The organism is Azoarcus sp. DD4, from assembly GCF_006496635.1.
Classification (GTDB): Bacteria; Pseudomonadota; Gammaproteobacteria; order Burkholderiales; family Rhodocyclaceae; genus Azoarcus.
In genome coordinates, this window is record NZ_CP022958.1 from 4,401,352 (window position 1) to 4,421,639 (window position 20,288).

General features: G+C 69.4%; 19 protein-coding genes and 1 pseudogene. 12 read left to right on the plus strand and 8 right to left on the minus strand.

Annotated features, from left to right (window positions below; all coding sequences use genetic code 11):
• Positions 1–217: 217 nt before the first annotated feature.
• Positions 218–1,135, minus strand: coding sequence for a MerR family transcriptional regulator (locus tag CJ010_RS20290; RefSeq protein WP_141019734.1), 918 nt, complete (start codon positions 1,133–1,135; stop codon positions 218–220).
• Positions 1,136–1,228: 93 nt separating this feature from the next.
• On the opposite strand from CJ010_RS20290, the gene CJ010_RS20295 reads away from it, so the two are divergent.
• From CJ010_RS20295 to CJ010_RS20335, 10 genes and pseudogenes are all read left to right on the plus strand, one after another.
• Complete coding sequence (locus tag CJ010_RS20295; protein ID WP_141019735.1) at positions 1,229–1,504, plus strand: hypothetical protein; 276 nt, start codon at positions 1,229–1,231, stop codon at positions 1,502–1,504.
• 15 nt (positions 1,505–1,519) lie between these two features.
• The gene (locus tag CJ010_RS20300; protein WP_141019736.1) at positions 1,520–2,869 is read left to right on the plus strand and encodes an NAD(P)/FAD-dependent oxidoreductase; all 1,350 of its coding nucleotides are present in this window, start codon (positions 1,520–1,522) and stop codon (positions 2,867–2,869) included.
• A 34-nt stretch (positions 2,870–2,903) separates the two neighbouring features.
• On the plus strand, positions 2,904–3,710 hold the full coding sequence (locus CJ010_RS20305; protein WP_141019737.1) for a DUF1365 domain-containing protein: 807 nt from the start codon (positions 2,904–2,906) through the stop codon (positions 3,708–3,710).
• Positions 3,707–4,996, plus strand: a complete 1,290-nt coding sequence (locus CJ010_RS20310; RefSeq protein WP_141019738.1) for a cyclopropane-fatty-acyl-phospholipid synthase family protein — start codon at positions 3,707–3,709, stop codon at positions 4,994–4,996. The genes CJ010_RS20305 and CJ010_RS20310 overlap by 4 nt, the downstream gene beginning before the upstream one ends.
• Positions 4,997–4,998: 2 nt before the next feature.
• Positions 4,999–5,619, plus strand: coding sequence for a chalcone isomerase family protein (locus tag CJ010_RS20315; RefSeq protein ID WP_141019739.1), 621 nt, complete (start codon positions 4,999–5,001; stop codon positions 5,617–5,619).
• Positions 5,616–6,161, plus strand: a pseudogene (locus CJ010_RS25585) (MFS transporter); the annotation flags it as partial. The gene CJ010_RS20315 and the pseudogene CJ010_RS25585, both read left to right, overlap by 4 nt.
• 32 nt (positions 6,162–6,193) lie before the next feature.
• The gene (locus CJ010_RS25590; protein ID WP_256378930.1) at positions 6,194–6,931 is read left to right on the plus strand and encodes an MFS transporter; all 738 of its coding nucleotides are present in this window, start codon (positions 6,194–6,196) and stop codon (positions 6,929–6,931) included.
• Positions 6,928–7,497 (plus strand): DUF3833 domain-containing protein, encoded by a 570-nt coding sequence (locus tag CJ010_RS20325; RefSeq protein ID WP_205754828.1) that lies wholly within the window; start codon positions 6,928–6,930, stop codon positions 7,495–7,497. Before CJ010_RS25590 ends, CJ010_RS20325 begins: the two co-directional genes overlap by 4 nt.
• 7 nt (positions 7,498–7,504) lie before the next feature.
• Positions 7,505–8,287, plus strand: a complete 783-nt coding sequence (locus tag CJ010_RS20330; RefSeq protein ID WP_141019740.1) for an SDR family oxidoreductase — start codon at positions 7,505–7,507, stop codon at positions 8,285–8,287.
• 10 nt (positions 8,288–8,297) lie between these two features.
• Positions 8,298–8,756: a nuclear transport factor 2 family protein gene (locus CJ010_RS20335; protein ID WP_141019741.1), complete on the plus strand. Its 459-nt coding sequence runs from the start codon at positions 8,298–8,300 to the stop codon at positions 8,754–8,756.
• 22 nt (positions 8,757–8,778) lie between these two features.
• Here CJ010_RS20335 and CJ010_RS20340 read toward each other — a convergent pair whose 3' ends face one another.
• Positions 8,779–9,762, minus strand: a complete 984-nt coding sequence (locus tag CJ010_RS20340; RefSeq protein WP_141019742.1) for an MDR family oxidoreductase — start codon at positions 9,760–9,762, stop codon at positions 8,779–8,781.
• A gap of 45 nt (positions 9,763–9,807) precedes the next feature.
• On the minus strand, positions 9,808–10,449 hold the full coding sequence (locus tag CJ010_RS20345) for a TetR/AcrR family transcriptional regulator (RefSeq protein WP_141019743.1): 642 nt from the start codon (positions 10,447–10,449) through the stop codon (positions 9,808–9,810).
• A 121-nt stretch (positions 10,450–10,570) separates the two neighbouring features.
• Here CJ010_RS20345 and recQ point away from each other — a divergent pair, with 121 nt between their 5' ends.
• Together recQ and CJ010_RS20355 are read left to right on the plus strand one after the other, a co-directional pair.
• A complete protein-coding gene (gene recQ / locus CJ010_RS20350) occupies positions 10,571–12,397 on the plus strand; it encodes a DNA helicase RecQ (protein WP_141019744.1) in 1,827 nt (608 codons plus the stop codon).
• A gap of 229 nt (positions 12,398–12,626) precedes the next feature.
• Positions 12,627–13,298 (plus strand): PEP-CTERM sorting domain-containing protein, encoded by a 672-nt coding sequence (locus CJ010_RS20355; RefSeq protein WP_141019745.1) that lies wholly within the window; start codon positions 12,627–12,629, stop codon positions 13,296–13,298.
• 68 nt (positions 13,299–13,366) lie between these two features.
• On the opposite strand, the gene CJ010_RS20360 is transcribed toward CJ010_RS20355, so the two are convergent.
• The 5 genes from CJ010_RS20360 to trpD all read right to left on the minus strand — a co-directional run bounded on the left by CJ010_RS20360 (position 13,367) and on the right by trpD (position 20,281).
• A complete protein-coding gene (locus CJ010_RS20360) occupies positions 13,367–13,711 on the minus strand; it encodes an FKBP-type peptidyl-prolyl cis-trans isomerase (RefSeq protein WP_011767042.1) in 345 nt (114 codons plus the stop codon).
• Positions 13,712–13,804: 93 nt separating this feature from the next.
• Positions 13,805–14,371, minus strand: coding sequence for a peptide-methionine (S)-S-oxide reductase MsrA (gene msrA, locus CJ010_RS20365; RefSeq protein WP_141019746.1), 567 nt, complete (start codon positions 14,369–14,371; stop codon positions 13,805–13,807).
• 151 nt (positions 14,372–14,522) lie between these two features.
• The gene (locus CJ010_RS20370; RefSeq protein ID WP_141019747.1) at positions 14,523–18,446 is read right to left on the minus strand and encodes a translocation/assembly module TamB domain-containing protein; all 3,924 of its coding nucleotides are present in this window, start codon (positions 18,444–18,446) and stop codon (positions 14,523–14,525) included.
• Positions 18,447–18,449: 3 nt separating this feature from the next.
• Positions 18,450–19,244, minus strand: coding sequence for an indole-3-glycerol phosphate synthase TrpC (gene trpC, locus CJ010_RS20375; RefSeq protein WP_141019748.1), 795 nt, complete (start codon positions 19,242–19,244; stop codon positions 18,450–18,452).
• Positions 19,244–20,281: an anthranilate phosphoribosyltransferase gene (gene trpD / locus CJ010_RS20380; protein WP_141019749.1), complete on the minus strand. Its 1,038-nt coding sequence runs from the start codon at positions 20,279–20,281 to the stop codon at positions 19,244–19,246. The genes trpC and trpD overlap by 1 nt, the downstream gene beginning before the upstream one ends.
• Between the last annotated feature and the right edge of the window lie 7 nt (positions 20,282–20,288).

Below are 20,288 nucleotides of genomic sequence, written 5' to 3' on the forward strand. Positions count from 1 at the left end.
CCGCCGCCCGTGTTCTCCGGGCTGTTCGCAGGCACACACCCACCATCGCGCAGATGGCTTGTCCTCCGGGGAACCGGCCTCACGGCCGTGTTCCAGCGGGCATCTGTGCGGTGCCGTGCCCGTCTTGGAACCCCGGATTATACGAAGCCACCATTCGCTGGCGTATGGAAAAAGCTGATAGATGCATTAGCTGGAAGACCGCCGCTGCCACCCTGCCTCAGCCGGATGTGTGCGCGGCCCGCCAGCCCTGCACCGCGACCAGGGCCTCGTCCAGCGTCGCCATCGCTTCCACGCCCGGCACGCGCCGGCGCTTGTCGCGCAGCGCACCGCCGCCGGCCCACAGGGCGATGTTGTCCGGCAAGGCCGCACGCAACTCGCGCAACGCATCCACCGCCTGCCGCGCCGGATAGGCCACGCTGAACGACAGTCCGACGATGTCGAATCCACCCGCCACCGCCGCCGCCGGGATGTCCGCCAACGGCGTCTGCGTTCCGAGCGACACGCAGGCAATGCCCTCCGGCACCAGGGTCGCCTCCACCATCAGCAGGCCGAGCGCGTGCAGTTCGTCCGGCAGCGTGGTCAGCAGGATGCGCGGCCGGCCGGCGCTCGCCATGTGGGCGCCGATGGCGCCGCGCAGCACGTTCTGCACCTGCTCGGTGTAGAGGTGCTCGTCGGCCACATCGATCTCACCGCGCAGCCAGGCTTCGCCCACCGCGTCGTTGAGCGGCGCCACCGTGTCCGCCACGAAGCGCTGCAAACCCTGCTTCAGCAGCAGTTGATGCAGTGCCGTCGCCAGCTCGGCGCTGCGGTGCAGGCGCACGTATTGCAACAGGGCCTGTTCCTGGACGGTCGCCGCAGGCGGCGCCGGACGGCAGGCCTCCAGCATGCCGATCAGCGTCTCGGTACTCGCGCCGACCACGTGCGAAGGCCGCTTGCCCTGATCGAGCAGGCGGCGGATGAGCCGCAGCTTGTCCACCTGCTCCGCGCTGTACACGCGCTCGCCATTCGCATCCCGTGCAGGTGTCGGAAAGCCGTAGCGCCGCTCCCATACGCGCAGCGTGTCCTTCGCCAGCCCGGTATCCCGCTCGACCGCGGCGATTCCCAGCATGGCTTCGACATTGGGCAAGATAGTCATGTTGTCTTGGACAAATTTGAATGTATTGATTGACAAGCCGGTCCGTCGAACCTATCTTAGGTTCATCAATCCACATTGTCCAGGACAAATACAATGAAGCGCTCGACAAGCCACAGGCTGCGCACAGCACCCTCGCGGCGCATGATGCTCGTTCTTCTGGCGGCAGGCAGCGTCCTGATCCCGTTGGCGACGACGCTAACCCGGGGCATCGGCAGCGCCGAATCCTCAGCGAGTTTTGTCATGGACAAAGATGCATCAGAAAGCCTGCAGCTGATGCTCTTCCTGCACCGCGCCGAGCCGGGACCGGCCCTCACCATCCCAGCCCGAGCGCGCGCCGCCGAGTCCGGCGACGGCCGCAGCCGGCACTGAGGCGGGAGAAAACGCATGCGTCTCGGCGAACTCGATTCCGTCCTCCCTGCCACATCGCGCCGCATCGCGGTGATCGGCGGCGGCATCGCCGGCCTCGCCAGCGCCTGGCTGCTGGCGAGCCGTTACCAGGTCACGCTGTTCGAGGCGGGTCACTACGTCGGCGGCCACACCAATACCGTGGATGTCTGCGTGGACGACCGCCACGCGGCGGTCGACACCGGCTTCCTGGTTTTCAACCGCCGCACTTACCCCAACCTGTGCGCCCTGTTCGACCTGCTCGGCGTCGAGGCGGCAGAAAGCGAGATGAGCTTCTCGGTGAGCCTGGCGGCACCCGATCTGGAATGGGCCGGAACCAGCCTCGCCACCCTGTTCGCCCAGCAGCGCAACATCGCCCGCCCGGCCTTCCTGCGCATGGTGGCGGACATCGTGCGCTTCAACCGTGCCACCACGCGCATGGCGCGCGAAGGTGGTATCCCGGACGAGAGCCTGGGCGACTACCTCGCCCGCGAGCGTTACGGGGCCGGCTTTCGCGACTGGTACCTGCTGCCGATGGCGGCAGCGATCTGGTCCTGCCCGACCGGCACCATGCTGGCCTATCCGCTCGCCACCTTCGTGCGCTTCTGCCACAACCACGGATTGCTGCAAATCCTCGACCGGCCGCAGTGGCTGACCGTGTCCGGTGGCGGCCGCAGCTACGTCCAGCGCATGCTGGCGCGCCTCGACGATGTCCGCGTCGGCCTCGGGGTGCAGCGCGCCGAACGCCGGCCGGACGGCGTCTTGCTGCATACCCGCGCCGGCGCCGAACGCTTTGACGAGGTGGTGTTCGCCTGCCACAGCGACCAGACGCTCGCCATCCTCGGCGCGGACGCCAGCGGCGACGAACGCCGCGTACTCGGCGCCGTCCGCTACCAGGACAACCTCGCCGTGCTGCACACCGACACCGACTTGCTGCCGCGCCGCCGCGCCGCTTGGTCGGCCTGGAACTACCTTGCCGGCGAAGGCGCTCCCGACGCGCGCCCGGTGTCGGTGAGCTACCTGATCAACCGCCTGCAGCCGCTGCCCTTCGATACGCCGGTGATGGTGTCGCTCAACCCCTTTCGCGAACCGGCCGAGCGCAAGGTCATCGAGCGCTTCCACTACGCCCACCCGATCTTCGATCAGGCAGCCATCGAAGCCCAGGCAGCCCTGCCGCAACTGCAGGGACGCCGTCGCAGCTGGTTTGCCGGCGCGTGGACCGGTTACGGCTTCCACGAAGACGGGCTGAAGTCCGCGATCGCCGTGTGCGAGCGCCTGGCCGTGCCCATCCCCTGGCGCGCCGCCTCGCTCAACCCGGCGTCGCACATCGGTCAGGCGGTGCCGGCATGAAGCGGACTGCGCCAACCGGCACAAGGCAACGGCCATGAATACGCACCAGGTCGCCACCGTCCGAACGGTCGCCAGCCCGCTCGCGCCCACCGCCTGCTTCGGTGCGGTCATGCATGAAAGACATGGCCATGCGCACAACCGCTTCGTCTACCCGGCCGCCTTCCTGCGCCTGCCGCTGTCGCAGCTGCCGTCACTGCGCGTGCCGCTGCTCGGGATAAACCGCCGCAATCTGTTCGCCGTCTTCGACCGCGACCACGGCAGCCGCGACGGCCGGCCTGTGCTGACCTGGCTGCGGGACCTCCTGACGCGGCACGGCGTCGGCGGTGCGTGCGACGGCGAAGTGGTGCTGCACACCATGCCGCGCATCGTCGGCTACGTATTCAACCCGGTCAGTTTCTACTTCTGCCACGACCGCGACGGCCGCCTGCGGGTGGTACTGGCCGAGGTGAGCAACACCTTCGGCGAGCACCACAACTACCTGGTGCACCACGCCGACCTGCGCCCCATCGAGGCCGGCGAAGAACTGCGGGCGCGCAAGGTCTTCCATGTTTCGCCCTTCTTCCCGGTGCGCGGCGAATATCGCTTCCGCTTCGACAGCCGCGGCCAGATCCACTCGGTCGCCATCGACTACTGGGAAGACGGCAGCCACAGTCTCAGCACCCGTGTCAGCGGCCGCGCCGAGCCCCTTACCGGCGCGGCGATGCGGAAGTGGCTGCTGCGCCACCCCTTCATGACCGTGGGACTGATCGCCCGCATCCACTGGCAGGCGCTGCGCCTTGTGCTGCGGCGCGCGCGCTTTCACCGCAAACCGCTGCCGCCGCTCGAGGAGACCACACGATGAATGCCGTCGAACACAGCCTGGCGCGCGGCCATACGCTGCAGACCCTGCTGGACGCAGCCGCGCCAGCGGCGAGCCTGCACAAACTGCCACGCGCTACCCGCCTCGCGCTGGCACTGCTCGACCGCCTCGAAGGCGGTGCGCTCGCGCTCACCCTGCCCGACGGCAACACCGTCTGCGCCGGCCGCGGTGCCCTGGTGGCCCACCTGCGGATACGCGATCTGCGCGTATTCGACGAAGCCCTCGGGCGCGGCGACATCGGCTTCGGCGAGAGCTACATGGATGGCGACTGGGACGTCGATACCGGCGAACTGCCCGGCCTGCTCGGCCTGCTGTCAGGCAATCGCAAGCAGCTCGGCGACGCGATCTACGGCCGCGTCCTGCGCCTGCTCGGCCACCGTCTCGTCCACCTGCTGCGTGCCAACACACGACGCGGCTCGCGCCGCAACATCCGGGCCCACTACGACCTCGGCAACGAGTTCTACGCACTCTGGCTGGACCCGACCATGACCTACTCGGCCGGCCTCTTTGCTCCGGAAGACCGCAGGCCGGGCGAGCTGCCGTCGGGTACCGCGCTGGCCGAAGCGCAACTGCGCAAATACCGTCGCATCCTCACCCAGCTCGACGCCAGGCCGGGCCAGCGCCTGCTCGAGATCGGCTGCGGCTGGGGCGGCTTCGCCGAAGTCGCGGCCACCGAGTTCGGCTGCGAGGTCGTCGGACTGACCCTGTCGCCGGCCCAGCTCGCCTACGCACGCGAGCGTGCCGAGCGCGGCGGCTATGCCGACCGCGTCGAATTCCGCCTGTGCGACTACCGCGACACCAGCGGCCGATTCGACCACATCGTTTCCATCGAGATGATAGAAGCGGTCGGCGAAACCTGGTGGCCCACCTACTTCCGCCAGATCGCCCACCTGTTGCGGCCGGGCGGACGCTGCGTGGTCCAGGCCATCACCATTGCCGACGCGCTGTTCGCCCGCTATCGCCGCGGCACCGACTTCATCCAGCGTCACATCTTCCCCGGCGGCATGCTGCCCTCGCCGGCTACGATCCGTAAGCAGAGCGAACGCGCCGGCCTGTGCATCGTCGACGACTTCGGCTTCGGCCGGGACTACGGGCTGACACTCGCCTGCTGGCGCCAGCGCTTCGAAGCACGGATCGGCGCGGTGGGCGAACTCGGTTTCCCCGAACGCTTCAACCGCATGTGGCGCTTCTACCTCGCCTACTGCGAAGCGGGTTTTCGCAGCGGCGACATCGACGTGCGCCACTACACCTTCACCCATCGCGGCTGATCATGGCCCGCCGTGCCCGCCTCCGTCCGACCGTGCTGCTCGTCGCCTGGCTGGCAGCCATCGGCCTCGCGGCGGCTGGGCAGGCTGCCGATCGCACCGGAACCACCACCGCGGCACCCGGGCTGCGCCTGCCGGCCGCGGTGGTGCAACAGGCCGGCGCACTGCAGACGCTCGGCCGCGCCGAACTGCGCTGGTTCGGCCTCAGGATCTACGACGCTGCGCTGTGGGGAGAAGCCGGCGCCGGCTGGTCGGCCGAGCGCAGGCATGCACTGGAAATTCGCTACGCGCGCGACATCGAGGGCGCCCGGCTGGTTGACACCAGCATCGACGAGATCGCGCGGCTCGGCTTCGGCGACGCCGCCCGCCATGCGCTTTGGCGTGCAGCGCTCGCCCGGGTGCTGCCCGACGTTGCGGCCGGCGACACCCTGGTCGGCCTGCACCTGCCGGGCGAAGGCGCCGGCTTCTGGCACGGCGAGCGCAAAACCGGCGAGATCGACGATCCCGAACTCGCCCGAGCCTTCTTCGCCATCTGGCTGGACCCGCGTACCCGCGAACCCGCCATGCGCAACCGTCTGCTGGGCGAAGCCGGTCCGCAGGCGCGGCACCAGGACGCCCGCCGGTGACAACATCGACTTCCGCCTGCCGCAACGTCGCCATGCCGGGTAGCGCACTGCTGGCCTATGGTGCGCTGGGTCTGCCGCTCGCCTTCGCCGCCCTGCCCATCTACGTCCATGTGCCCCGCCTCTATGCCGACAGCTTCGGCCTGCCGCTGGCGGCGGTCGGTGCGATGCTGCTCGCCACCCGCATCTTCGACGCCCTGAGCGACCCGCTGATCGGCTGGGCCTGCGACCGCTGGGCCTGGCGCCAGCGGATGATCGTGCTGGCGCTGCCCTTGCTCGCGCTCGGCCTGCCGGCCCTGCTCGCTCCCCCCGCCGGCGCCGGTCTGGCCTGGCTGGGCGGCCTACTGGTGCTGGTCTCGCTCGGCTACTCCGCTGCGAGCATCGCCTACAACGCCTGGGGTGCAGAACTCGGGCGCGACCCGCAGGAACGCACCCGCCTGGTGGCAAGCCGCGAGGGCTTCGCCCTGATCGGGGTGATACTGGCCGCGGCCCTGCCCGGCCTGCTGGCCTCCGACACTGCGGCCGGACTGGCCCGCCTCGGCTGGCTCTTCCTGCCGCTGCTGGCGGCGTGCGCCGCGTGGACCCTGCTCGGTGCAGCACACGCGCCGGCGCCGACCGCGCACCGCGCGCCCGTCCTCGCCGGGTTGAGCGCGCACTCGCACACCGCCCCTTCGCCCGCCTGCTCGCCATCTTCGCGGCCAACGGCATCGCCGCGGCCATCCCTTCGGCGACCGTGCTGTTCTTCGTCGCCGACGTACTGCAGGCCGAACACCGCGCCGGTCTCTTCCTTGTTCTCTACTTTCTCGCCGCAGCGGCCAGCCTGCCGCTGTGGGTGGCAATCGCGCACCGCATCGGCAAGCTGCCGGCCTGGCTGGGCAGCATGCTGCTGGCCTGCGTGGTGTTCGCCTGGGCCGCCTTGCTGAAGGCCGGCGATCTCGGCGCCTTTGCCGCCATCTGCGTGCTGTCCGGCATCGCCTTCGGCGCCGACCTCGCCCTGCCGCCGGCCTTGCTGGCCGATCTGCTGGCCCGCGCGCCCACGTCGGGCCAGGCGCGCGCCGGCGCCTGGTTCGGCTGGTGGAATTTCGTGACCAAGGCCAACCTCGCGCTGGCCGCCGGCCTGGCGCTGCCCTTGCTCGCCTGGCTCGGCTACGCGCCCGGCGAACGTTCGCCGGCGGCGCTCGACGCCCTGCGCACGGTGTACGCGCTGCTGCCGGTCGCCCTGAAATGCATCGCCATCGCCCTGCTGTGGCGCTGGCGGACCACCCTGGCCGGCGACGCAGTCGCCGCCTCAGTCAGACGGAGCCCATCCCCATGACCCCGACCTTCGTGCTGCACCCGCGCTTGTTGCGTCGCGCGTTCCCGCTGCTGATGTGCTGCGCCTTCCTCGGCGTCGCCGGCTGCAGCAGCATCGACGTCAGCGAATACGCGGCCGAGCAGCCGGCACTCGACCTGCGCGACTACTTCAACGGCACGCTGGACGCCCACGGCATGTTCCAGGACCGCAGCGGCAAGGTCGTCAAGCGCTTCCACGTCGTGATCGCCGCCAGCTGGCAAGGCGATACCGGCACGCTGGACGAGCGCTTCACCTACTCGGACGGGAGCACCCAGCGGCGGGTGTGGACGCTGACGCGCGACGGCCGGGGCGGCTGGACAGGCCGCGCCGACGACGTGGTCGGCGAGGCGCGCGGCGAAGTCGCCGGCAATGCGCTGCGCTGGCGCTACGTGCTCGCCCTGCCGGTAGAGGACGAGATCTACCACGTCGATTTCGACGACTGGATGTTCCTGATGGACGAGCGCGTCATGCTCAACCGCTCGGTAATGAGCAAGTGGGGCTTCCGCCTGGGCGAAGTCACCCTGTCCTTCCACAAGCGGCGGGAGTGAGGCGCGGATGTTGCTGCGAGCGCTGAACACGCCGATTACAGACTGGCAGGGCAGACGCGTCTGGCTGATCGGCGCCTCCACCGGCATCGGCGCGGCGCTGGCCTGCGCACTCGCCAGCCGCGGTGCGAAGCTGGCCCTGTCGGCGCGCAGCAGCGACAAGCTTGCCGCACTCGCCGACGCCTGCCCGGAAGCCCTGCTGCTGCCGCTGGACATCACCCGCCGGGAAGCGGTCGCCGCCGCGCACGAACGCCTGCTCGCTCACTGGGGCGGCATCGATCTGGTCGTCTTCAACGCCGGCACCTATCGCCCGCTGCGCGCCTGGGAACTGGACGCCGCGGCGATACGCGAGACCCTGGCGGTCAACCTGATCGGCCCCATGGACGGTGTCGCCACCGTGCTGCCCGCCATGCTGGAACGCGGCGCCGGCGCGATCGCGCTGGTGGGCAGCGTCGCCGGCTATCGCGGCCTGCCGCGCGCCATCACCTATGGCAGCTCGAAGGCCGCGCTGATCCACTTCGCAGAAACCCTCTACCTCGACCTCGCGCCGCGCGGCATCTCGGTCTTCGTGATCAATCCGGGCTTCGTCGCCACGCCGCTCACCGCACAGAACGACTTCCGCATGCCGGCGCTGATCTCGGCCGACACCGCCGCCGGGGAAATCCTCGCCGGCCTCGCGCGCGGCGAATTCGAGATCCACTTCCCCAAGCGCTTCACGCGCGTGATGAAAGCGCTGCAATGTCTGCCCCGCCGGCTATATTTCTCCTTGATACGCAAGCTCACCGGCCTGTGAACCCGACACCGTGCAAACCGCCCACGCCATCCGCTTCGACATCGATGCCGCCTGCGAGCGCCTGGTCCGCTTCTACCAGACGCTCTCGCCGCACACCATCACCGGGATCGGCGCACTCTACGCCCCCGACGCCCGCTTCAAGGACCCCTTCAATGCGGTCGTCGGCACGCCGGCCATCGTCCGCATCTTCGAACACATGTTCGCCACGGTGGATGCGCCCCGCTTCGTCGTCACCAGCCGCATCGCCAGCGGGCGCGAGGCCATGCTGGGCTGGGACTTCCACCTCCGGCTGCGCGGCCGCGACGTCGTCATCCGCGGCGTCAGCCACCTGCGCTTCGACGGCGCCGGCCGGGTCTGCATGCACCGCGACTACTGGGATGCGGCCGAGGAACTCTACGAAAAACTGCCGCTGGTCGGCACCCTGATGCGGGCGCTGCGCCAGCGCCTGGCGGCCCCTGCACCCGGCTGACGCCGGCACAGGGGCACCGTCGTCAGCGGTTCACATCCACCACCACGCGGCCGCGCACCTTGCCTTCGAGCAGCGCGCCGGCAACGGTGATCGCCTCGCCGAGGCCGATCTCGTGGGTGATGGTGTCGAGCAGGGCCGGATCGAGGTCGGTCGCCAGCCGCTGCCAGGCCAGCAGACGATCCGCGCGCGGGCAGTACACGCTATCGACGCCGGCCAGCGTCACCCCGCGCAGGATGAAGGGCGCTACCGTGGCCGGCAGGTCCATCCCCTGGGCGAGGCCGCAGGCCGCCACCACGCCGCGGTAGCGCAGGCTGGCGCAGACATTGGCCAGGGTGTGACTGCCGACGGTGTCGATCGCCGCCGCCCAGCGCTCCTTGACGAGCGGCTTGCCGGGCGCCGAGAACTGCGCGCGATCGACGATTTCCGCCGCGCCCAGCGCGGTGAGGTAGTCGGCCTCCGCCGGCCGCCCGGTGGACGCCACCACGCGGTAGCCGAGCTTCGCCAGCAATGCCACCGCCACGCTGCCCACCCCGCCGGCGGCGCCGGTGACCAGCACGTCGCCGGAAGCCGGGGTGATGCCGTGGCGTTCGAGCGCCAGCACGCACAGCATCGCGGTGTAGCCGGCGGTGCCGATGGCCATCGCCTGGCGCGGCGTGAATGCCGCCGGCAGCGGAATCAGCCAGTCGCCCTTCAGGCGCGCCTGCTGCGCCAGCCCTCCCCAATGCGCCTCGCCCACGCCCCAGCCGTTGAGCACCACCGCATCGCCTGCCTTGTAATCGGGATGGCTGCTCTCCTCCACCGTGCCGGCGAGGTCGATGCCGGGCACCATCGGAAAGCTGCGCACCACCGGCCCCTTGCCGGTGATGGCAAGGCCGTCCTTGTAGTTGAGGGTGGACCACGCCACCTTCACGCGCACGTCGCCTTCCGGCAACTGCGCCTCGTGGACGTCCTTGAGCGCGGCGCGGTAGCCGCTGTCGTCCTTCTCGATCAGGATGGCCTTGAACATGCTGTCTCCTCCAGGGGTTGGGAACCTGCTTGCGAAAATCGGGGGTCAGTCGGGACGCGGCAGCGCGGCGAGGAAGAACTCGCCAAAGCGCTGCAGCGGCCCGCCGTTGCCGGCCAGGCGGGCGCGCAGCACCGCGCCTTCCCAGCCGGTCCAGAAGAATTCAGCCCAGCGCGCACAGTCGGTGTCGGCCGCCAGTTCGCCGGCGGCGACCGCCTCCTGCAGGCAGGCAGCAAGGCGGGCCTGCCAGTCGGCGAACACCGCCTCCAGGCGGGCGCGGAAGGGCTCCGACAGCGCGCTCATCTCCTGCCCGAGGTTGCCGACCAGGCAGCCGCGCCGGTAGTCGTAGCGCCCCATGCCGGCGTCGGCCCCGTCGATGAAGGCGCGTACGCGCGCCAGCGGCGAGAGGTTGGCATCGAGGAAATGGCGGTCGAGCTTGGCGGCGAAGTACTCGGCATAGGTCTGCAGTGCCGCCAGACCGAAATCGTCCTTGCTGGCGAAGTAGTAATAGAAGGAGCCCTTGGGCACGCCGACCGCCCGCAGCACTTCGTCTATACCTATGCTGTTGAAGCCGCGCTCGGTCAGCATTGCGATGCCCTGGCGCAACAAGGCTGCACGGGTGTCTTCGCGGGCCCCGTCGACACGCGGCGGGCGGCCGGGACGGCGGCGGGCGGTATTCGCTTGGTTCATGCGACCCATATTAGACCGGTCGTCTATTAAATTGCAAGCCTGCCTTCCGATCCCCTTCCTGGCCTTCGGGCGCGCAGCACGCGCCGCCTGCAAGGCACCGATTCCCGTAAAATGCCGGCCGATGTCCGCTTACACCCATACCTCCGCGCACCACGTCCTCGAGCACGTCTTCGGCTACACCGCGTTCCGCGGCGAGCAGCAGTCCATCGTCGAGCACGTCGCGGCCGGCGGCGACGCGCTGGTGCTGATGCCGACCGGCGGCGGCAAGTCGCTGTGCTACCAGGTGCCGGCGCTGCTGCGCGAGGGCACGGCCATCGTGGTGTCGCCGCTGATCGCGCTGATGCACGACCAGGTGAGCGCGCTGGTGGAAGCCGGCGTCAAGGCGGCCTTCCTCAACTCCAGCCTGGATGCGGAAGAGGCGCGCAGGGTGGAGCGCGCGCTCTACGCCGGCGAACTCGACCTGCTCTATGTCGCGCCCGAGCGGCTGATGACGCCGCGCTTCCTCGACCAGCTCGACCACCTGCGCGACACCCACCGGCTGGCGCTGTTCGCGATCGACGAGGCGCACTGCGTGTCGCAGTGGGGCCACGACTTCCGCCCGGAATACCTGCAGCTGTCCATCCTGCCGGAGCGCTACCCGGCCATCCCGCGCATCGCGCTCACCGCCACCGCCGACCGCCAGACCCGCGAGGAGATCGCCGGCCGCCTGCGGCTGGAGGACGCGCGCCGCTTCATCTCCAGCTTCGACCGCCCCAACATCCGCTACACCATCGTCGACAAGGACGATCCGCGCCGCCAGCTGCTGAACTTCATCCGCGAGGAGTTTCCGTCGGAAGCCGGCGTGGTGTATTGCCTGTCGCGCCGCAAGGTGGAGGAGACCGCCGCCTGGCTGCAGGAACAGGGCATCAACGCGCTGCCCTACCACGCCGGCCTCGGCCAGGATGTGCGCGCCGAACACCAGACCCGCTTCCTGCGCGAGGACGGCATCGTGATGGTGGCGACCATCGCCTTCGGCATGGGCATCGACAAGCCGGACGTGCGCTTCGTCGCCCACCTCGACCTGCCGCGCTCGATCGAGGGCTATTACCAGGAAACCGGCCGCGCCGGCCGCGACGGCCTGCCGGCGCAGGCCTGGATGGCCTGGGGCGCGCAGGACGTGGTGCAGCAGCGCCGCATGATCGACGAATCGGAAGCGAGCGAGGAATTCAAGCGCCTCGCGCGCAACCGGCTCGACGTGCTGGTCGGCCTGGTCGAGGCCACCACCTGCCGCCGCCAGCATCTGCTCGCCTACTTCGGCGAGGAATCCGGCCCCTGCGGCAACTGCGACAACTGCATCAGCCCCCCGCAGACCTGGGACGCCACCGAGGCCGCGCGCAAGGCGCTCTCCTGCGTCTACCGCACCGGCCAGCGCTACGGCACCGGCCATCTGATCGACGTGCTGCGCGGCGAACGCACCGAGAAGGTGCTGGAACGCCAGCACGAAGGGCTCAGCACCTTCGGCATAGGCAGCGAACTCGACGAGAAGCGCTGGCGCACGGTGTTCCGTCAGCTGATCGCGCGCGAATACCTGGCGGTCGATCACGAGCGCTACAACGCGCTCGCCCTCACCGAATTGGCCCGCCCGCTGCTGCGTGGCGAGGCCGAATTCCACCTCCGCCTCGAACGCGAGCGCAAGCGCGGGCGCAGCAAGGCACGCACCACCGCGTCCATGGACATCCCCGGCGGCGTGCCGACCACCCTGTTCGACCGCCTGCGCGCCTGGCGTGCCGCCACCGCGAAAGAGCGCAACGTGCCGGCCTACGTGATCTTCCACGACGCCACGCTGCGCGAGATTGCCATCGCCCGCCCGGCCAGCCTCGCCGAACTCGCCGGCGTCAGCGGTATCGGCGACCGCAAGATGGAAGCCTACGGCCAGGCCATCGTCGATCTGGTCGCCGAAGTCGGCTGAGGCCCGCCACGCCGGCACGGCGTGACTTTCGCCACAAATCCATCGCTATGTCCTTCGGCATAAAAACATGCGGCGTGACATAAGTCCCGAAGCCGCCGGCATGGCGCAAGCTAAGATCGGTTCACGCGCCATGAAACTGCAGTACGGCTGAAGCGCCAGACGGACGACGGCCCCGGCAACGCCGGCCCTCGCCCAGCCCGATCCGACATCGCCCGCGGGAAGAAAAGCCATGAAAAAAACCTGGCATTTGCTCAGCACCGCCGCCCTCGCCTGGACCTTCGCCGCTCCGGCAGCCGCGGTTACCGTGTTCGAGGACGACTTCAATCGAAGCGGCGGCAACACCGTCGGCAACGGCTGGATCGAACTCGAACGGACCCCCAGCGATGTGACCATCGATGGCAGCCAGTATCTTGCGCTGACCGATGCGCGCGCCGGCTCGCCCGACGCTTCTGCCACCCAGGTGAGCATCGACGCCACCGGCTACGACAACCTGACGCTGTCCTTCTCGTGGGCAGTGTTCGATAACGACTCCGATGCCGCCGACTACCTCTATGTCGACGCCCGCGTCGGCGGCAGCAGCACCTGGTCCAACCTAGGCAGCTTCAGCCTGGGCGGCACCGAACTCGTGTTCTCCGAGTTCAGCACCCTGCTCGCCTGGACCGATACCCTGCTCGACCTGCGCTTCTGGACCGACGTCAGCGGCGGATCGGGCGGCTCCAACAGCGAAGGCGCCCTGATCGACTGGGTACGGCTGAGCGGAGATCGACTCATCTCTACCGCCAACACCCCGGTCGCGGTACTCGCCATCCCGGAACCGGGCTCGCTTACGCTCGCACTGCTGGGCGTCGGCATGCTCGGGCTGGGCGCCTTGCGGCGCACGCCGGCCCTGGCGCGGCGCTAAAAAAAAAAGCGCTGCCCGATGGACAGCGCCTTTTTCCTGTTGTGCTCCTGAGTATCGCCAGCCGCCGCTTACAGCACCTTCAGCAGTTCTACCTCGAACACCAGCGTGGCGTTCGGCGGAATCACGCCACCGGCGCCGCGGGCGCCGTAGCCGAGTTCCGGCGGAATCGTCAGCTTGCGCTTGCCGCCGACCTGCATGCCCTGGACGCCTTCGTCCCAGCCGCGAATCACGTGGCCGGCACCGAGCGGGAAATTGAACGGATCGTTGCGATCCTTGCTGGAATCGAACTTGCGGCCATCGGTCAGCCAGCCGGTGTAGTGCACCGAAACCATCTGGCCCTTCGCCGCGACATCGCCGCTGCCGACTTCGAGGTCTTCGATGATGAGGCCGCTGGCGGTAGTGGTCTGGGTCATGTGTGTCTCCTGCTCGGGTCGCCCCGGTTGAAAACCCGGATTCTAACCGCTCGCAGCCGCAAACCCAGTCCGCCGACCTCCAGCCGGCATGGTTCAGTGCCCCGCACCCTTGCGCCGCGCGCCGAACTTGTCGCGAAATTTCGCCACCTTGGGTGCCACCACGTACTGGCAGTAGGGCTGGTCGCTGTTGTGCGCGTAGTACTCCTGGTGCTCGACCTCCGCCGGCCAGAAGGTACCGGCGCGCTCGACCTTGGTGACGATCGCGCGTGGATAGGCCCGCGCCTCGCCGAGTTCCTCGATCAGCGCCAGCGCGGTGTGCAACTGTTCGTCGCCATTGACGTAGATTACCGAACGGTACTGCGGTCCGACGTCGTTACCCTGCCTGTCCATCGTGGTCGGGTCGTGGATCACGAAGAAGATCTCCAGCAGGTCGCGATAGCTCACCCGCGCCGGATCGAAGTGGACCTGCACCACTTCGACATGGCCGGTACCGCCCGCGCACACCTGACGGTAGGTCGGCGCATCCAGGTGGCCGCCGCTGTAACCGGACACCACGCGCTCGACACCCTCGACCTCGCGGAACACCGCTTCAAGGCACCAGAAACACCCCCCGCCAAGGAGCGCAGTCTCCAGCGTCGGGGCTACAGTCGTGTTCGTCATGATCGTTCCTCATATGCCATGGCCGGCATCTACTGCATCAGACAGCGCCCGACGCACTTCATTCGCGTCATTCGTCACGCTGGGCAAAATATATCCAAAGACATAGTAACCAGACGCAACTGGATCACACTCGCGCGACCGCGGCGCCGATTCAGCGGAAAGCGAACGTGTAATACACGTCCAGCGCGTTGTCGGTTCCGCCACGTGCGACCACCGACACGCGGCGACCGAGCTGGTAGGTCAGCTTGACCAGGCTCTCCGCGCCGCCCAGGCTCTGCTCGAAGGACAGGAAGAGGTCGGTCGACAAACGCTTGCCCACGCTCAGCACCTGGCCGGCAACCGTCGGTCCACTCGCAATAGTCGTACCACTCCCGGCGACACGACTGGTGGCCGTGCGCGAACTGCTGTTCAGTTCCCCCTGACCGATGGCGAACGAGTCGAAACCCAGGCTGCGCGACAGCTGCTCGGTCATGCCGCCGCCCGGCCCACCCAGCAGCGCCTGCGCCGCCGGCAGCAGCAAGGCGAGGTCGGCACCGCCGCTGGCATCAGGGGCGCGGCCGAGCACGATCCACGATAGCTTCTCCGGATCAGGCACCGAGGGTTCGGACACCAGGCGCACCTGAGGACGGCGCGCGCTGCCGGTGATCGCCACCCCCGCCTCCACCGCGAGCCCCTTGCGCAAGGCGACGATGTTGAGCCCCGGATCGTCCAGCGGCCCCTGGAAGTTCACCAGCCCGCGCTCGATCGCGAGCCGCTGGCCATAACCCTTGTAACTGCCACCTACCGTCGACACACTGCCGATCGCGACCAGCGGCCGCTCGGGTTGCTGACGCAGGCGCAATGCACCGCCGAGGCGCGTTTCCACCCCGAGCGCGGACAAATAGAGTGCATCGCCGAGGGCGACGCGCACATCGCTGGTGATTGCGAAGCCACCAGCGGTGGGCTCTTCCCGCCCCAGGATCACGACATCGTCGGACAGGCTGGGCGGCAAGGTTTCCGCAATCTCCACATAGCCCGCATCGGCGCGCAGATCGGCATCGAGGGCCAGGGTGGTCCAGGTCGACTTCGCCTCGCCCTTGCCCGACAGGATGAGCCAGCGGTCGGCGCGCTGCAGGATCGGCAGGCGATCCGCCGTGAAGACGAATTCGCCGATGCCCGTGGCGAGCGCAATGCGGCCATTGGCGGCGAGCGAACCCGGTGTGGATGTCAGGGTGGCAAACGGAATTCGGCTCTCGCGCGGTTTCACCCGGTTGGGCGAGACGAAGGCGAGGCGCTCCAGGCGCAGGAAATCCCGGTCGAAATCGGCTTCCAGTTCGCCGCCGGACAGGATCAAGCCCTGATCGACCAGCGCCAGACTGAGGCCACGCCCCTGGATGCGGCCACTCGCCCGCGGTTCGGCCGGGGTGCCGGCGAGCGTGAACGCCCCCTCCAGTTGACCGCCGGTTTCGACGTTCTCCCGCAGCAGACGTCCCAGCCAGGCAATGGACGGCATCGCCAACCTGGCCGAACCGAGCAGCGGGGCCTGCTGAGCCAGCCGCCAGCCGCCGCCTTCGCGCTCGAGCGCCGCGGTGGCCGTCCCCGACAGCTCGCCGAATTCGCTGCCGCGCGCAGCAAGCGAGGCCGACAGCCGGCTGTCGCGCGCGACCAGCCGCGCTTCCAAGGCCTCCAGTCCAAGTCGGGTGGGAAGCTCGCCACTGACGGAAAGATCGCCTGCTTCACGGTACAGGCGCGCCTCGCCATCCACCGCATCGGCGACGCGAAAACGCCATTCCGCACCCAGCACCAGCGGCCCCGGGCCGCGTCGTGGCCGTCCGTCTGCGCGCCGGACCAGGCCGAACGACAGGCCGGTGAGCGAACCGCGGAAGGCGCTGGATGCCGGCGACCAGCGCGTTTCCTCCAGGCGGATGCGCCCCTGCTCGCCGGCCAGGAACTCGGCCGCCGCCAGATCGACGCCGCTGGCCCCGGCCACCAGTGCCGCCGGGGCCAGCAGGCGTACCGCGAGTGCGCCCTCGCTTTGCAGCGCACTCAAGCTGCCGGTCCACTGCCAGCCGGTCCGGTTGCTGGCCGGGTGCCAGCCGCCATCCAGCGCGAGACGCAGGCGGTGGTCGGCCGCGCCTTCGGCGCTCAGTTCGACACGGTGCGCGTCGATCCGCCCGTCCACCCCGAGGCGGAGGGCATCCACCCACGGTGCCTCGGCCCCCTCCCGGCCCACACCGGACAAACCCAGTGCCAGCGCCACGGCACCATTCGATCCCGCCGCCAGCGAAGCACTCGCGTTCGCCCCGGCGACCTGGACACCGCCCGGCAGCCGCAGTTGCGAGGCGAACAGCTGGATGCGCCCCGACGGCGCCTGCAGCCCACCGCCGGCTTCGCCCTCCGCACGCAGCCGGCCGCCCAGCCCGTAGCCGAGCGCGGCCAGCGCGGGAGCGTCGAGCAGGAAAGCCAGCCGATCGCGCTCACGCCCCCAGGCGCCCCTGGCGCTAAGCCGGTTGCCGGCGACGTCGAGCGCGATGTCCACATCGGCAAGGCGCGGCGTGTCGGAGCCAGCGTCGAAGCGGAAGCGGCCCTCGCCCCGCAGCGGTCGCCCCTCGAGGCGCCCGTCGGGCAGACGGAAGCTCGCTTCGACATGAGCCTGGTCGCCAAGCTGCCCGTGCGCATCAAGCGCAAGATTCACCTGAGCCCGCGGCGCCGCCGGGAACAGCGCCTGCGGATTCAGCGCCCGCAGCAAGGTCGACAGCGTGAAACTCGCCACTCCGGCCGCATCGACCTGACGCACGCCCTCGGCCTCTACGCGTGCTGTCCCGGCCTGCAGCTTCAGCTTCGCTGCCTGCCGCTGCGCGTCGGCCTCGGCCTCCAGCGTTCCCGCCAAGCGCTGTGACGGCAGGCGAGCATCCAGCCGGCGTGTATCGATATCGTCCAGCGCGAGCCGGGCCTGGAGACGGCCGAAGTCGCCGGCACTCGGCGTCGCCGCCGGCGCCCAAGACAGTGCACCATTCAGGCGCCCGCCGCCGGCGAGCCGCAGATCGAGGCTGCGGATGCCGATCGCCGCCGCCGTCCAGTCAAGCTCGCCCGCCACCACGGCGAGCGGCAGCCCGCCGTGGTCGAGGGTGTCCGGGCGGGCATTGTCGATACGGAACGGTCCGACCAGGCGCAGGCCGCCGGCGAAATCCGCCGCCTCGCGCGCGCTCAGGTCGGCCTCCAAACTCAGTGCCGCCGTCGGAGCCCCGGCGACGAAGGCAGCCGGGTCGATTCCGCCGGCCTTCACCCGCAGGCTGCGCAGCGGCAAGCTGGAGAACGGCGTCGCCTCCAGTTCCAGGTGTCCATCGAGCGCGCCGTGCAGATCGGCCTGGACGCTCGGCGCCAGGAGCCCGCCGGCAGCCTTCGCCTCGACTTGAAAGTCGTGTCCGGCCTGCCTACCGGCGAGGGAAGCCTGTGCGGCGAGGGTGAAGGGTGGCGCGGTGCCGATCTCTCCCGCCAGGGTCGCCGCGCCGAAAGGCAGCGTCGCCTGCAGGCTGCGCAGTTGGTGTCGCCCGCCCTCACTGACCAGCGAGGCCGCCACGGCGGACATGCTGAAAGCCGGCTCGGAGGCCTTTCCCCGCCAGAGCGCAAACGCGTCGAGCGCAAACAGGGAGAGCTCGATGTCCAGCGGCAGCGCAAGCGAATCCGGTGCAGCAAGGGGTGCAGCGTCATCGACCGCCTCCGGCAGTCGAACTTCGACACGCGCTGCGCTCAGGCGGTCGACCTGCAGGCGTCCGCGTGCTAGCGCGGCGGCCTGCCAATCCAGCGCCAGCTCATCGGCGCGAAAGGTAAGACCTGATGAGGTATAGCGGATGCGGGCGATACGCAGCGGGCCGATCAGCCGCCCCTGCGGCTCGTCGAACTGCAACTGACCACTGGTGACGCGGCTGGCCAGGCCAGCAACCAGCTGCAGACCGGACTCGGTGGCCAGCGCCCACACGGCGGCACCGACTACGGCTGCGGCGGCGCTGGCCAGCGCGTACAACCAGCGCCGGCGCTTGCCCGGCGCGGCGCCGGGGGCCGGCGCCACCGCATCGGGTGCGTCCGGCTCGCCCATGCTTTAGCCGAAAAGTGCCCGCAAACCGGCACCCGGATCGGGCACCCGCATGAAGGCTTCGCCGACGAGGAAGGCGTTGACGCCGTTGGCCCGCATCAGCGCGACGTCTTCCGGTTTGAGGATGCCCGACTCGGTGACCACGATACGCTCCGCCTCGGACGCCAGCCGCGGCAGCAGGCCGAGCGTGGTCTGCAGCGAGACCTCGAAGGTGCGCAGGTTGCGGTTATTGATGCCGATGAGCGGGGTCTGCAGCTGCAGGGCCTGCTCCAGCTCTTCGCCGTCGTGCACCTCGACCAGCACCGCCATGCCCAGGCTGCGGGCGATCTGCTCCATCTCCTGCATCTCGGCCAGCGACAGGCAGGCGGCGATCAGCAGGATGGCGTCGGCGCCCATCGCGCGCGCCTCATACACCTGGTAGGCGTCGACCAGGAAATCCTTGCGCAGCGCCGGCAGCGCGCAGGCGGCGCGGGCGGCCTGCAGGTATTCCGGCGCGCCCTGGAAGAAGGGCTTGTCGGTGAGCACCGACAGGCAGGCGGCGCCGGCGGCCTCGTAGGACTGCGCGATCTCTGCCGGGCGGAAGTCCTCGCGGATCACGCCCTTGGAGGGGCTGGCCTTCTTGATCTCGGAGATCACCGCGGCGCGGCCGGCGGCGATCTTCGCGCGGATGGCGCCGACGAAGTCGCGCGCGGCGGGCTGCGCTTCGGCTTCCGCCCGCACCGTGGCGAGCGGCCTGGCGGCCAGCGCGGCGGCGACTTCCTCGCGCTTGACCGCGCAGATCTTCTGCAGGATGTCGCTCATCAGGCGCTCCCGAACTTGCGGGTGAATTGCACGTACTCGTCGAGCTTGGCGCGCGCCGCGCCGCTGGCGAGCACCTCACGGGCGCGAAGGATGCCGGCGCCGATGGAATCGACCAGGTTGGCGGTGTAGAGCGCGACGCCGGCGTTGAACGCGACGATCTCGCGCGCCGGGCCTTCCTTGTTTTCGAGCGCACCGAGCAGCACCTGGCGCGACTCCTCGGGATCGGCCACGCGCAGGTTGCGGCTACCGACCATGGCGAGGCCGTAGTCTTCCGGGTGGATCTCGTACTCGGTGACCTTGCCGTCCTTGAGTTCGCCGACCAGGGTGGCGGCGCCGAGGCTGACTTCGTCCATGCCGTCCAGGCCATGCACCACCAGCACGTGGTTGGCGCCGAGGCGTTCCATGACCCGCACCAGGATGCCGACGAGGTCGGGATGGAAGACGCCGAGCAGGGTGTTGGGCGCGCCCGCCGGGTTGGTGAGCGGGCCGAGGATGTTGAAGATGGTGCGCACGCCCATCTCGCGCCGCACCGGGGCGACGTTCTTCATCGCGCTGTGGTGGCTGGGCGCGAACATGAAGCCGATGCCGGTGGCGTCGACGCTCTCCGCCACCTGTTCGGGCGTGAGCATGATGTTCGCGCCGAGCGCTTCGAGCGCATCCGCGCTGCCCGACTTCGACGACACGCTGCGGTTACCGTGTTTGGCGACGCGCGCGCCGGCCGCGGCGGCGACGAAGATGGTGGCGGTGGAGATGTTGAAAGTGTGGGAACCGTCGCCGCCAGTGCCGACGACGTCGATGAAGTGGTCATGCGGCGGCGGCACCACCACCTTGGTGGCGAGTTCGCGCATCACGGTGGCGGCGGCGGTGATTTCGCCTATGGTTTCCTTCTTGACGCGCAGGCCGGTGAGGATGGCGGCGGTCATCACCGGCGAGATTTCCCCGGCCATGATCTGGCGCATCAGCGACAGCATTTCGTCGAAGAAAATTTCGCGGTGTTCGATGGTGCGCTGGAGCGCTTGCTGGGCGGTGATCGTCATGTTCGCT